The 12,933-nt window shown below is 22.5% G+C and carries 27 protein-coding genes; 2 read left to right on the plus strand and 25 right to left on the minus strand.

Translation table 11 applies throughout. The features are described from left to right. Positions 1 to 35: 35 nt before the first annotated feature. The 25 genes from rpsK to rpsJ all read right to left on the minus strand — a co-directional run bounded on the left by rpsK (position 36) and on the right by rpsJ (position 11,620). Positions 36 to 425: a 30S ribosomal protein S11 gene (gene rpsK / locus GJT90_RS01235; protein WP_168920081.1), complete on the minus strand. Its 390-nt coding sequence runs from the start codon at positions 423 to 425 to the stop codon at positions 36 to 38. A 24-nt stretch (positions 426 to 449) separates the two neighbouring features. Further along, positions 450 to 806, minus strand: coding sequence for a 30S ribosomal protein S13 (rpsM, locus tag GJT90_RS01240; protein ID WP_168920082.1), 357 nt, complete (start codon positions 804 to 806; stop codon positions 450 to 452). Positions 807 to 860: 54 nt separating this feature from the next. Continuing rightward, positions 861 to 977, minus strand: a complete 117-nt coding sequence (gene rpmJ, locus GJT90_RS01245; protein ID WP_168920256.1) for a 50S ribosomal protein L36 — start codon at positions 975 to 977, stop codon at positions 861 to 863. A 40-nt stretch (positions 978 to 1,017) separates the two neighbouring features. Then, entirely contained in the window at positions 1,018 to 2,340 is a 1,323-nt protein-coding gene (gene secY / locus GJT90_RS01250; RefSeq protein ID WP_168920083.1) for a preprotein translocase subunit SecY, read from the minus strand. 7 nt (positions 2,341 to 2,347) lie between these two features. Then, the gene (rplO, locus tag GJT90_RS01255) at positions 2,348 to 2,776 is read right to left on the minus strand and encodes a 50S ribosomal protein L15 (RefSeq protein ID WP_168920084.1); all 429 of its coding nucleotides are present in this window, start codon (positions 2,774 to 2,776) and stop codon (positions 2,348 to 2,350) included. Position 2,777: 1 nt separating this feature from the next. Next, a complete protein-coding gene (gene rpmD / locus GJT90_RS01260) occupies positions 2,778 to 2,957 on the minus strand; it encodes a 50S ribosomal protein L30 (RefSeq protein ID WP_168920085.1) in 180 nt (59 codons plus the stop codon). Beyond that, on the minus strand, positions 2,941 to 3,471 hold the full coding sequence (rpsE, locus tag GJT90_RS01265) for a 30S ribosomal protein S5 (protein WP_168920086.1): 531 nt from the start codon (positions 3,469 to 3,471) through the stop codon (positions 2,941 to 2,943). The genes rpmD and rpsE overlap by 17 nt, the downstream gene beginning before the upstream one ends. Before the next feature lie 24 nt (positions 3,472 to 3,495). Then, positions 3,496 to 3,849: a 50S ribosomal protein L18 gene (gene rplR, locus GJT90_RS01270; RefSeq protein WP_168920087.1), complete on the minus strand. Its 354-nt coding sequence runs from the start codon at positions 3,847 to 3,849 to the stop codon at positions 3,496 to 3,498. Positions 3,850 to 3,880: 31 nt separating this feature from the next. Continuing rightward, on the minus strand, positions 3,881 to 4,414 hold the full coding sequence (rplF, locus tag GJT90_RS01275) for a 50S ribosomal protein L6 (RefSeq protein WP_168920088.1): 534 nt from the start codon (positions 4,412 to 4,414) through the stop codon (positions 3,881 to 3,883). A gap of 18 nt (positions 4,415 to 4,432) precedes the next feature. Continuing rightward, positions 4,433 to 4,825, minus strand: coding sequence for a 30S ribosomal protein S8 (gene rpsH / locus GJT90_RS01280; protein WP_168894745.1), 393 nt, complete (start codon positions 4,823 to 4,825; stop codon positions 4,433 to 4,435). Positions 4,826 to 4,857: 32 nt separating this feature from the next. Continuing rightward, complete coding sequence (gene rpsN / locus GJT90_RS01285) at positions 4,858 to 5,163, minus strand: 30S ribosomal protein S14 (RefSeq protein ID WP_168920089.1); 306 nt, start codon at positions 5,161 to 5,163, stop codon at positions 4,858 to 4,860. 18 nt (positions 5,164 to 5,181) lie between these two features. Beyond that, a complete protein-coding gene (rplE, locus tag GJT90_RS01290) occupies positions 5,182 to 5,721 on the minus strand; it encodes a 50S ribosomal protein L5 (protein ID WP_168920090.1) in 540 nt (179 codons plus the stop codon). 18 nt (positions 5,722 to 5,739) lie between these two features. Next, on the minus strand, positions 5,740 to 6,054 hold the full coding sequence (gene rplX, locus GJT90_RS01295) for a 50S ribosomal protein L24 (RefSeq protein ID WP_168920091.1): 315 nt from the start codon (positions 6,052 to 6,054) through the stop codon (positions 5,740 to 5,742). 18 nt (positions 6,055 to 6,072) lie between these two features. Further along, positions 6,073 to 6,444: a 50S ribosomal protein L14 gene (gene rplN, locus GJT90_RS01300; protein WP_168920092.1), complete on the minus strand. Its 372-nt coding sequence runs from the start codon at positions 6,442 to 6,444 to the stop codon at positions 6,073 to 6,075. Positions 6,445 to 6,555: 111 nt separating this feature from the next. Next, positions 6,556 to 6,810: a 30S ribosomal protein S17 gene (gene rpsQ / locus GJT90_RS01305; protein ID WP_168920093.1), complete on the minus strand. Its 255-nt coding sequence runs from the start codon at positions 6,808 to 6,810 to the stop codon at positions 6,556 to 6,558. Positions 6,811 to 6,814: 4 nt separating this feature from the next. Continuing rightward, a complete protein-coding gene (gene rpmC / locus GJT90_RS01310) occupies positions 6,815 to 7,012 on the minus strand; it encodes a 50S ribosomal protein L29 (RefSeq protein ID WP_168920094.1) in 198 nt (65 codons plus the stop codon). Between the two features lie 8 nt (positions 7,013 to 7,020). Further along, entirely contained in the window at positions 7,021 to 7,422 is a 402-nt protein-coding gene (gene rplP, locus GJT90_RS01315) for a 50S ribosomal protein L16 (protein ID WP_168920095.1), read from the minus strand. A 19-nt stretch (positions 7,423 to 7,441) separates the two neighbouring features. Beyond that, entirely contained in the window at positions 7,442 to 8,149 is a 708-nt protein-coding gene (gene rpsC, locus GJT90_RS01320) for a 30S ribosomal protein S3 (protein WP_168920096.1), read from the minus strand. A 19-nt stretch (positions 8,150 to 8,168) separates the two neighbouring features. Beyond that, positions 8,169 to 8,504: a 50S ribosomal protein L22 gene (rplV, locus tag GJT90_RS01325; RefSeq protein ID WP_168920097.1), complete on the minus strand. Its 336-nt coding sequence runs from the start codon at positions 8,502 to 8,504 to the stop codon at positions 8,169 to 8,171. 37 nt (positions 8,505 to 8,541) lie between these two features. After that, entirely contained in the window at positions 8,542 to 8,829 is a 288-nt protein-coding gene (rpsS, locus tag GJT90_RS01330) for a 30S ribosomal protein S19 (RefSeq protein ID WP_168920098.1), read from the minus strand. A 9-nt stretch (positions 8,830 to 8,838) separates the two neighbouring features. Continuing rightward, entirely contained in the window at positions 8,839 to 9,660 is an 822-nt protein-coding gene (gene rplB, locus GJT90_RS01335) for a 50S ribosomal protein L2 (protein ID WP_168920099.1), read from the minus strand. Between the two features lie 18 nt (positions 9,661 to 9,678). Beyond that, entirely contained in the window at positions 9,679 to 9,984 is a 306-nt protein-coding gene (rplW, locus tag GJT90_RS01340) for a 50S ribosomal protein L23 (protein WP_168920100.1), read from the minus strand. Continuing rightward, positions 9,981 to 10,586, minus strand: a complete 606-nt coding sequence (gene rplD / locus GJT90_RS01345; RefSeq protein WP_168920101.1) for a 50S ribosomal protein L4 — start codon at positions 10,584 to 10,586, stop codon at positions 9,981 to 9,983. Before rplD ends, rplW begins: the two co-directional genes overlap by 4 nt. A gap of 39 nt (positions 10,587 to 10,625) precedes the next feature. Continuing rightward, positions 10,626 to 11,261: a 50S ribosomal protein L3 gene (gene rplC, locus GJT90_RS01350; protein ID WP_168920102.1), complete on the minus strand. Its 636-nt coding sequence runs from the start codon at positions 11,259 to 11,261 to the stop codon at positions 10,626 to 10,628. Between the two features lie 47 nt (positions 11,262 to 11,308). Next, positions 11,309 to 11,620: a 30S ribosomal protein S10 gene (gene rpsJ / locus GJT90_RS01355; protein ID WP_168868468.1), complete on the minus strand. Its 312-nt coding sequence runs from the start codon at positions 11,618 to 11,620 to the stop codon at positions 11,309 to 11,311. A 237-nt stretch (positions 11,621 to 11,857) separates the two neighbouring features. Between rpsJ and ruvX the strand changes: the two genes are divergently transcribed. Beyond that, positions 11,858 to 12,289 (plus strand): Holliday junction resolvase RuvX, encoded by a 432-nt coding sequence (ruvX, locus tag GJT90_RS01360; RefSeq protein WP_168920103.1) that lies wholly within the window; start codon positions 11,858 to 11,860, stop codon positions 12,287 to 12,289. Between the two features lie 73 nt (positions 12,290 to 12,362). Beyond that, positions 12,363 to 12,923, plus strand: coding sequence for a hypothetical protein (locus GJT90_RS01365; RefSeq protein WP_168920104.1), 561 nt, complete (start codon positions 12,363 to 12,365; stop codon positions 12,921 to 12,923). Positions 12,924 to 12,933 lie beyond the last annotated feature (10 nt).

The raw sequence follows: 12,933 nt of genomic DNA on the forward strand, positions 1-12,933 counted from the left end.
TAATTTTAATAGTATTTAAAAATAATATATTTTATTTATACTCTTCTTTTTTTAGGAGGCCTACATCCATTATGTGGAATAGGAGTAATATCAGTAATATTTGTTATTTTAAAACCTGAATTATTTAAAGCTCTAATAGTAGATTCTCTACCAGGTCCAGGACCTTTAACCATTACCTCTAAATTTTTAATCCCATAATTTCTAACAATTTCCGCACATTTTTCTGCTGCTACTTGAGCTGCAAATGGAGTAGATTTTCGAGATCCTCGAAATCCTGATCCTCCTGCTGTTGCACAACCTAAAGAATTACCTTGACGATCTGTTATTGTAACAATAGTATTATTAAAAGAAGCATGTATATGAGCAATACCATCTATAATTTGTTTTTTAAGATTTTTTTTTGGATTTAAAGATTTTTTTTTCATTATATTTGTACCTAAATTTAAATATTATTTTTTAAAGTATTTATACAATTTTTTTCTAGTATGAGCATTTGTTTTAGTACGTTGTCCCCTAACAGGTAATCCTTTTTTATGACGTAAACCACGATAACAACCTAAATCTATTAATCTTTTAATATTTAAATTAATATTTCTTCTTAAATCTCCTTCTATTATAAATTTAGATATAATATTACGTAATAAATTTATTTTGTCTTTTGAAAGTTCATTAATTTTGGTATTTTGAGAAATATTAATTTTTTTACATATATAAGAAGCATGAGATGTACCTATACCATAAATGTATTTTAATGCTATTATTGTACGTTTATTATCAGGAATATTAATTCCAGCTATACGAATCATTTAAAATCCTTTAATATAATTTTAAAAAATATTTTTAATAAATTAAAAAATATATTATCCTTGACGTTGTTTATGTTTAGGATCAGTACTACAAAATATATATATTTTTCTATTTCTACGAATAATTTTACAATTACGACATAATTTTTTTACAGAAGCACGAACTTTCATTATATTATATTTCTCCAAAAAATATATATTTTAAATATGATCATTTTAAGTTAATTTTCTTAAGTATAGATTCATATTGATTAGACATAATTAATGTTTGAATTTGTGAAATAAAATCTATAATTACAACTACAACTATAAGTAATGATGTTCCACTAAAATAAAATGGAACATTAATTATATTACGTAAAAATTCAGGAATTAAGCAAATAAAAGTAATATATAAGCTTCCAGTAAATGTTAATCTCATAATTATTTTTTTTATATATTTAGCTGTTTGTTCTCCCGGACGAATACCAGGAATATAGGCACCTGATTTTTTTAAATTATTAGCAGTTTCTTTAGGATTAAAAACTAAAATAGTATAAAAAAAACAAAAAAATATAATTGTTGATATATACAATATAATATATATTGGTTGTCTAGGTTGTAAAGATATAGAAATATTATTTAACCAGTTTAAACTAGTTATATTACTAAACCATGAAAATATAGTAGAAATAAATAATATAATACTAGAAGAAAAAATTGCAGGGATAACCCCTGACATGTTAATTTTTAATGGTAAATGAATATTTTGTTGTGTATATATTTTTTTTTCGTAATTTCTTCTTGCATATTGTACAACTATTTTTCTTTGTCCTCCTTCTACAAAAACAATAAATAAGGTGATAAAAAATATTAAAAATAATAAAATTAAAATTGTAAAAAAATTAAAATTTCCTTGTTGGATTTGTTTTATTATTTGTCCTACAGCAGAAGGTAATCCAGAAATTATACCAATAACAATAATAATAGAAACTCCATTACCAATACCTTTTTTTGTAATTTGTCTTCCTAACCACATTAAAAATGTAGTACCAGTAATGAGACTAAAAATAGAAATAATAAAATAATATATATCAGGATTTAAAACTAAATTTTTCATACCTGGTATATGTAATAGTCCTGTAGTAATACCTATTGCTTGTATAATAGACAAAATTAATGTAGCATATTTAGTATATTTATTAATTTTTTTTTTCCCAGATTCTCCTTCTTTTTTAAGAGTAATGAAAGTAGGATGAATAGATGTTAAAATTTGTATAATAATAGATGCAGAAATATAGGGCATAATTCCTAATGCAAAAATAGAAGCTCTGCTAAGAGCACCACCAGAAAACATATTCAACATGTCAATTATAGAACCATGTTTTTTAATAATTAATGTATGTAAAAGACTAACATTAATTCCTGGTATAGGTATAAAAGAACCTATACGAAAAATAATTAAAGAACTTATTAAAAATAATAATCTTTGTTTTAATTCATGAAATCTATTTTTAGTACTTTGAAAATTTAATTGGTTAAATGACTTAATCATTTATTATTTATTCCTCAATTATACCACCTAATTTTTTAATAATGATTTTAACACTTTTTGTACAACGTAATTTAATTATTTTTTTTGATGAATTAATATTTCCTTTATTAATAATTTTTACATATTTAATTTTTTTCTTTATGATTTTAGCTGATTTAAGAATATTTAAATCTATATAATCACCATTTATTTTTGATAAATCACTTAATCTAATTTCTTTATAATAATCTTTTTTTCTTGATTTAAATCCAAATTTAGGTAATCTGCGATATAATGGCATTTGTCCTCCCTCAAAAGATCTATTAAGACGACAACCAGAACGAGATTTTTGTCCTTTATGACCTCTACCACTTGTTTTCCCTTTACCAGAACCAATTCCACGTCCTAATCTTTTTTTATTATTTTTGATTTTAAAAAACAAAGTATTTAAATACATGTTAGTTATTAACCTTTATCATATAAGAAATTTTTTTAATCATTCCTAAAATATTGGGTGTATTTTTTTTTATAACAGTATGTCCAATATGTCTTAATCCTAAACTAATTAAAATTGCTTTATGTTTAGGTAATCTACCTATAGAACTTTTAATTTGTGTAATCTTAATATTTTTTAACACTTTTCATATTCCTTTTTATTTCTTCTATAGTTTTATTTCTTTTTGCTGCTATCATTTTTAATGATCTTATACTAGATAATCCTTTTATAGTTGCTCTCACAACATTTATTGGATTTGTTGAACCATATGATTTTGCTAAAATATTATATATTCCTGCAACTTCTAGTACAGCTCTCATGGCACCACCAGCAATAATACCAGTACCTTCATAGGCTGGTTGCATAAATACAAAAGAACCAGTATGATAACCATAAATTGGATATTGTACTGTATTATTTTTAATAATGATATTAATCATATTTTTTTTAGCTTTTTCCATAGCTTTTTGTATCGCATTAGGTACTTCTTTAGATTTTCCATAACCAAATCCAATTTTACCTTTTCCATTACCTACTACAGTTAAAGCTGTAAAAGAAAATATTCGTCCTCCTTTTACAGTTTTAGATACTCTATTAACAGAAATTAATTTTTCTTTTAATTCATTATTTTGGTTTTTATTATCATAGATATTCATAAATTTTTTCTTTTAATATAAATGTTAAAATTTTAAACCTGTATTACGAGCTGCTTCAGCTAAAGCTTTAATACGTCCATGATACTTAAATCCTGAACGATCAAAAGATATATTTAAAATACCTTTTCTAATAGATCTACTAGCTATTTTATTTCCTATTAAAATAGCAGCTTCTATATTTCCAGTATATTTTAGTTTTTTTCTTATTTTTAATTCTAAGGTTGATGCTGTTACTAAAATTTTATTATTTATTGAAATTATTTGTGCATATATATGTCTAGAAGTACGATGTATTGATAAACGTGTTATTTTAAATTTTTGTAAATTTTTACGAAATTTAGTTATTCTCCGTATACGATTAATTTTCTTATTATTCATAATATTTATTTTAAATAACCTTAATTAACTCTTATTTTTTTTTAGTTTCTTTTATCTTAATTTTTTCATCACTATATCTAATACCTTTACCTTTATATGGTTCAGGAGGACGATAAGATCTTATATCAGCTGCAACTTGTCCTAATAATTGTTTATCTAATCCTTTTAATATTATTTCATTTGGATTTAAACATTCTCCTATAATTCCTTTAGGTAAATTATAAAATATCAAATGTGAAAATCCTAATGCTAAATTTAATTTATTATTTTTAATCGAAATTTTATAACCTACTCCAAATAGTATTAATTTTTTAGAAAATCCTTTTGTTACTCCAATAATCATTGAATTAATAATAGACCGAGTAGTACCTGCTTGTGCCCAACCATTTTTACATTTAGATATTGGTTCAAATGATAATTGATTTTTTTTTAAAAATATTTTCACTTTTTTATTAAAAGTATTTTTTAATGTTCCATTTTTACCTTTAATATTTATATTTTGTTTTTCTATAAAAATTTTTACATTATTAGGAATAATAATGAATTTTTTAGCTATTCTAGACATTATTGTATATACCTTTTTTTAGGATACATAACATATTATTTCACCACCTATTCCATAAAGACGGGCTGTATAATCAGTCATTATTCCTTTAGATGTAGATATAATAGCAATACCTAAACCTGCCATTACTTTAGGTAAAAAAATTTTTTTTTTATAAATTCTTAATCCCGGACGACTAACACAATGTATTTTTTCTATTACTCCTTTACCTTTAAAATATTTTAAATTTATTTCTAATTTTAAATTTTTATTTTTTATTAAATTAAAATTTTCTATATATCCTTCAATTTTTAAAATATTTGCAATAGATTTTTTTATTTTTGAATATTGCATAATTATCTTAGATTTATGTGATAATTGTCCATTACGAATTCTTGTTAACATATCTGCAATTGGTGATTGCATACTCATATTGATATTATCCTATATTAATTTATAATAAATTACCAACTAGCTTTTTTTAATCCTGGAATATCTCCTCTCATAGCTGCTTCTCTAAATTTAATTCTACTCAAACCAAATTTTCTTAAAAAAGCGTGTGGCCTACCAGTTAATTTACATCTGTTTCTTTGTCTAGAAATACTAGAATCTCTAGGTAAAGATTGTAATTTAAAAATAGCATCCCAACGTAATTTATCTGAAGTATTAATATCAGAAATAATTTTCTTTAATTTTTTTCTTTTTAAAAAAAATTTTTTTCCTAATTTAATACGTTTTAATTCACGTGCTTTAACAGATTCTTTAGTCATTTTATTTACCTTTTTATTTTATATCCTAAATGGAAAATTAAATTCTCTAAATAAAGCATAACTTTCTTGAACTGATATTTTATTAGTTGTTATTGCAATATCTAAACCTCGAATATAATCGATTTTATCAAAGTTAATTTCCGGGAAAATTATTTGTTCTTTTATACCTATATTATAATTACCATTTTTATCAAAAGATTTTTTAGATAAACCTCTAAAATCTCTAATTCTAGGGATTGCTATCCATAATAAACGTTCAAAAAAATACCACATTCTTTGTTTTCTTAAAGTTACTTTACACCCAATAGGATATCCTTTTCTTATTTTAAAACCAGATATTGATTTATGTGATTTAGTTACTATAGGTTTTTGTCCACTAATAACTGTTAAATCATTAATAGCATTATCTAAATGTTTTTTATCTAAAATAACTTTACCTACTCCCATATTTAAAGTAATTTTTTTTATACAAGGAACTTGCATAATAGAATTATATTTAAAGTTTAATATTAGTTTTTCTACTATATTATTTTTATAATAATTATATAATTTAGACATATAATAATTATCCTTAATTTATTTAATATATTTATTATTTGATTTAAAAAATCTTCTTTTTATTCCTTTATCATATCGTATACCTATACGATCAGCTTTTACTGTTTCTGTATTAAAAATAGCAATATTAGAAATATGAACAGCTGCTTCCTTTTCAATAATTCCTCCTGTATGTGATATTGTTGGATTAGGTTTACTATGTTTTTTAACAATATTTATTCCTTCAACTATTACTAATTTTTTTTTTATAAAAGATTTAATTTTTCCTTTTTTACCTTTATCTTTACCTGTTAAAATAATTACTAAATCATTACAACGTAATTTACGTATCATAAATTTATATCTCTTTTTTTAAATTACTTCGGGGGCTAATGAAATAATTTTCATAAATTTTTCATTTCTTAATTCCCTAGTAATAGGACCAAAAATTCTTGTTCCAATTAATTGTTCATTACTATCATTTAGTAAAACACATGAGTTATTATCAAAACGTATTATAGAACCATCAATACGTCTTATACCTTTTTTAGTTCTTACTACTACTGCTTTTAATACATCTCCTTTTTTTACTTTACCTCTAGGAATAGCATCTTTTACAGTAATTTTAATAACATCACCAATATTAGCATATCTACGACGTGATCCTCCTAATACTTTAATACACATTACACTACGAGCCCCAGAATTATCTGCAACATTTAATATTGTATGTTCTTGTATCATATGATTATCTTTATATATAATTGTTAATATATTTTAAAAATAATTTTATAAATAAAATTATTATTTAAATAAATATTTATTATTATTATTATTATTTAAAGGATTAAATAACTAAATTAGTGATTTTTTTATGATATTAACTAAAATCCAAGATTTAGTTTTTGATAATGGACGGCATTCTTTAATTTCAACAATATCTCCAACATTACATATATTTTTTTCATCATGAACATGTAATTTTGTAGTACGATTAATAAATTTACCATAAATTGGATGTTTTATTAATCTTGTAATGTTTACTACAATTGATTTTTGCATTTTATTACTTTTTACTTTTCCTTTTAAAATTTTTATTGTTTTTTTCATAATATTATAATCTTTTTATTTTTCTTTGCATTAAAATTGTTTTTATTCTTGCAATATTTTTTCTTGATTTTTTTAATAAATGACTTTGTTTTAAATTTCCTGAATTTAGTTGTATTTTTAAATTAAATTGTTCTCTTGATAAACTTAATAATTCATCTTTTAATTCTTTATTATTTTTTTTTAAAATATCATTTATTTTCATATGTATTTTTATTTTTTTAAAAAAATTGTTTGTATAGGTAATTTTGCAGAACCTAATTTAAATGCTTTACGAGCTACAATTTCTGATACTCCATCAATTTCATACAACATTCTTCCTGGTTGTACTAAAGCAACCCAATATTCTACATTACCTTTACCTTTACCCATTCTAACTTCTAGAGGTTTTTCTGTTATAGGTTTATCTGGGAAAATTCTTATCCAAATTTTCCCTTGTCTTTTAACTGCATGACTAATTGCTCTTCTTGCTGATTCTATTTGTTTTGAAGTAATTCTACCTCTATTAACAGCTTTTAATCCATAAGTTCCAAAATTAATATTCATACCTATAACAATACCCCTATTCCTTCCTTTTTGCATTTTTCTAAATTTAGTACGTTTTGGTTGTAACATTATATACAAACCTCTTTTATTATTTACGTCTTTTATTACGTTGAGTTCTATAAGGATTAATAATAGGTTTTGTAAAAATTGATGTTTCTTGTGAAGAATTTTTTAAAATTTCTCCTTTAAAAATCCAAACTTTAACACCTATTATACCATAGGTAGTATTAGCTTCTGATAAACTAAAATCTATATCTGCTCTCAAAGTATGTAAAGGAACTCTTCCTTCTCTATACCATTCTGTTCTTGCAATTTCAGTACCTCCTAAACGACCACTTACTTCTACTTTAACTCCTTTAGCTCCTAATCGCATTGCATTTTGTACTGCTCTTTTCATTGCTCTTCTAAACATTACTCTTTTTTCTAATTGTGAAGATATAATATTAGCAATTAATTTAGCTTCTAATTCTGGTTTTCTTATTTCTGTTATATTAATTTGTGCTGGTACTCCCGTTATTTTAGATATATTTTTTCTAAGTTTTTCAACATCTTCACCTTTTTTACCAATAACTATACCAGGACGTGCTGTATAAATATTAATTCTAATACTTTTAGATGGTCTTTCTATTATGATTTTTGATACAGAAGCTTTTACTAATTTTTTATTTAAATATTTTCTAACTTTAAAATCACTATGTAAATAATTAGCATAATCTTTTGTATTTGCAAACCAAATAGAATTCCAGATTTTTATGATACCTAATCTTAACCCATTTGGATGTGTTTTTTGTCCCATTAAATATTTCTCCAATTAATTATATATGATCTGATAATATAATAGTAATATGACTTGTATATTTTAAAATTCGATCAGAACGTCCTTTAGCACGTGGCATAATACGTTTCATATTCGTTCCTAAATCTATAAAAATTTTAAATACAATTAAATTATCAATATCTAATCCATAATTATGTTCAGCATTTGCTATAGCCGAATTTAATACTTTTTTAATTAAAAAAGAAGATTTTTTATTAGAAAAATTTACAATATCTAAAGCTTGAGATATTTTTTTACCTCTAATTAAATTAGCTATTAATCTTAATTTTTGTGCAGAAGAACGTGCATATTTATGTTTTGCTAAAATTTCCATTTTTTTCCTTAATTAAATAAATATTTACAATAAATATTTATTTTTTTGAAGTTTTTGTAATTTTTTTATCAGCAGTATGTCCTCTGTATGTACGTGTTGGTGAAAATTCACCTAATTTATGACCAACCATTTCTTCAGAAATATATACTGGAATATGTTGTTTACCATTATGTACAGCAATAGTTAATCCTATCATATTTGGAAATATAGTAGAACGTCTAGACCAAGTACGTAATGGTTTTTTGTCTTTATTTTTTATTGCTTTTTCAACTTTTTTTAATAAATGTTGATCAATAAAAGGACCTTTTTTTAAAGAACGAGGCATATTTATCCTTTACTTATTACGATGTTTAATAATATATTTATCTGTTCTTTTATTCTTTCTTGTTTTTTTACCTTTAGTCTGTATTCCCCATGGAGTTACAGGATGTTTTCCAAAATTTTTACCTTCTCCTCCTCCATGAGGATGATCTATGGGATTCATAGCTGTACCTCTAACAGTAGGTCTAATTCCTTTCCAACGTTTAGCTCCTGCTTTACCAAAAGATTTTAACATATGTTCATTATTACCAATCTCACCTAATGTTGCTCGACAATTAGATTGTATTTTACGAATTTCTCCTGACTTTAATCTTACAGTTATATATAATTTTTCTTTAGCTATTAATTGTACATATGTTCCAGCTGCTCTGGCAATTTGACCACCTTTACCAGGTTTCATCTCAACATTATGTAAAATAGAACCCACTGGAATATTATTCATTGGTAATGTATTACCAATTTTTATACTAGCATTTTTTCCTGATTTAATAATATCTCCAATTTTTAAATTTTTAGGAGATAAAATATAGTTTCTTACACCATCTTTATATTTAATTAATGCAATATGTGCTGAACGATTAGGATCATATTCAATTCTTTCAACTATAGCAGAAATATCATCTTTATTTCTTTTAAAATCTATAATACGATATAATTTTTTATGTCCTCCACCAATATGACGAGTTGTTATACGACCATAATTATTTCTACCATTTGATTTATTTTTTTTTGATATTTGAGAAAATAAAGGTTTACCTTTATATAAATAATTATTAACAACTTTAATCATATGACGTCTTCCAGGGGAAGTAGGTTTATATTTTTTAATTGTCATATTTTATTAATTTAATCCTTATAAATTTTTATTTATATTAAAATCAATATTCTGATTTTTTTCTAATAATATATATGCTTTTTTCCAATCATTACGTTTATAAGTATATTTTTTATTTTTTTTAAGTTTACCTTTTACAATTAAGGTATTAATATTTTTAACATCAACATTAAATATTCTTTTGATTGCTTTTTTAATATCTATTTTTGTTGCTTTTTTAGAAACTTTTATAATTAAAATATTATTTTTTTCAGAAATAAAAGAAGATTTTTCAGAAAAATGTGGACCTTTTATAATTTTAAAATCATATTCTTTTAAAATCATGATAATATCTCTTCTATATGTTTAATAGCATTAACAGTTATAATTATTTTATTTGAATTTATTAAATAAAGAGGATTTATATTAATTGAATTTTTTATTCTTATATTATATAAATTACGAGATGCCAAAAATAAATTTTTATCAATAAATGTTGTAATAATCATTATTTTATGTGACAAATATTCTTTTAATTTTTTAATTAATATTTTAGTTTTTGGTTTATTTATTATAAATTCTTTTACTAAAATTAATCTTTTTTTTCTAATTAATTCTGAAAAAATACTTTTTAACGCACCACGAAACATTTTTTTATTAATTTTTTTATTATATATTTTATTTTTTGAAGCAAAAGTTACTCCACCTGAACGCCAAATTGGACTTTTTACAGAACCAGCTCTTGCTTTACCAGTTCCTTTTTGTCTCCATGGTTTTTTCCCAGAACCGATGACTTCTCCTCTAGTTTTTTGAGCTTTTGTTCCTTGTCTTCCTATTGTTCTATAAGATTCTATTATCTGATGTATTAATGATTTATTATAATTTCTATTAAAAATTTTATCTGAAACTATAACTACATCTTTTGTATCTCTTGTTATAATCTCCATTATTATTACCTAATAATATAATATTTTATTTATATAGATTTAAACTTTAATTGCTGGTTTTACAACTACATTACTTCCTGTATATCCAGGTACAGCACCTTTTATTAACATTAAATTTTTTATTAAATTTATTTTAACAATATGTAAATTTTGAATAGTAATTTTTTTATTACCTAATTGTCCAGCCATCTTTTTCCCTTTAAATACTTTTCCTGGAGTTTGATTTTGACCAATTGATCCTGGAACTCTATGTGATAGAGAATTACCATGACTAGCATCTTGTGTTTTAAAATTCCATCTTTTTACAGTACCTGAAAAACCTTTTCCTTTTGAAATACCAGTAATATCAACTTTTGCTATTTTTTTAAAAATATCAATATTTAATTTTTGTCCAACATAAAATTTATTTTTTTCATTATTAGAAATACGATATTCCCATAAAATATATCCTGCTTCAGTTTTAGCTTTTGCAAAATGTCCTATTTCAGATTTATTTATTCGACTAGTTTTTTTAAAACCTGTTGTCATTTGTATAGCATTATAACCATCATTTAAAACATTTTTAATTTGTGTAATACGAATATTTTCAAATTGTATAACAGTTATTGGAATAGATATTCCAGTATCAGTAAAAATTCTAGTCATACCCATTTTTTTCCCAATTAATCCAATCATTATATGCTCCACATGAATAATGTTTAAAAATTGTAATAGATTTTTTATTAACCTAAACTAATTTGAACATCAACTCCAGCTGCTAAATCTAAACGCATCAATGCATCTACAGTTTTTTCTGTGGGTTCTATAATATCAACTAAACGTTTATGAGTACGAATTTCGTATTGATCTCTTGCATCTTTGTTTACATGCGGAGAAATTAATATTGTAAATTTTTCTTTGCGAGTAGGCAAAGGTATAGGACCACGAACTTGAGCACCAGTACGTTTAGCAGTTTCAACGATTTCCGCTGTTGATTGATCAATTAAACGATGATCAAAAGCTTTAAGACGAATACGGATTCTTTGGTTCTGCATTAGACCAGAGCCTCCCATTTTTAAAATTAAAATAACCCTCTATAAATTTATAATAATATTGAGAGCACCTATTTGGTTATATTTAAAAATAATACTAATTATATTATTATGACTTATAAAGTATTAATAAAGCAATATATTTTCATTTATAAAATTAAAAAAAACTATATAATAATTATTAATATTATTTATAATAAAATAATAATTAGAATTATTTTAAATAAAAATATATTTGATATGGAACAAAATTATAACATAACATTATTAGCTTTTGATTATGGTATTAAAAATATAGGAGTTGCTGTTGGACAAAGTATTATAGGAATAGCACATACACTAAAATTTATTAAAAATAAAAAATCTGGAGTTATTAATTGGGATATATTATATAATTTAATAAATGAATGGAATCCAAAAAAAATTATAGTAGGATTACCATTACAAATGGATGGTAGTCAACAATATATTACTATATTAACTAAAAAATTTGCTTATTATATAGAAAAAGAATTTAATATAAACGTAGAATTACATGATGAAAGATTAAGTACTGTTGAAGCTAAATATCTTTTATTTAAGTATGGAGGATGTAAAATATTAAAAAAAAATAATATTAATTCTTTATCTGCATCAATTATTTTACAGAGTTGGTTTGAAAAAAATAAATAAAATTTTATATTAAATTAGATATTTAATATAAAAATTTTTTGTATAAAGTATTTTTAATGTAATTTAGGAATCTATGATAACAACAATATTTTTATGTAAAAATTTAATGGAAATAATAATATTAATTTTTTTATTACGATTATGGATTTTTTTTACTATAAAGAATAATTGTAATTCTTTTACAAAATTTATTTTTTTACTAACAGAAATATTTTTAATATATATAAAAAAAATAGTTCCTAACATAAAAAAAAATGAATTTTTACCTTTATTAACATTAATATTTTTAATATTTATTAAATATCCAGTAATAATATTACTACAAAATGGAAATTTATTTCATCATAATTTAATTTTTTATATATTTATAAGTATTTTAATTTTATTAAAATCTTTTGGATATTTATTTTTTTGGATAATAAATATATATTTATTTACTTATTTTATTAATATAAAATTTAATAATATTAATTATATTATAGATCAATTAGTTAACCAAATTTTATATTTTGTAAAAAAAATTTTTCCAAATATTTATAATATAAATTTATTTTTATTAATAATTAATTTAATTTTATATTTAATTAATAATTTATTAACAAATTTTTTTCCTCAATTGTGGTTTTTAATATAATATATTATAT

Source organism: Enterobacteriaceae endosymbiont of Donacia dentata, assembly GCF_012570745.1.
GTDB lineage: Bacteria > Pseudomonadota > Gammaproteobacteria > Enterobacterales > Enterobacteriaceae.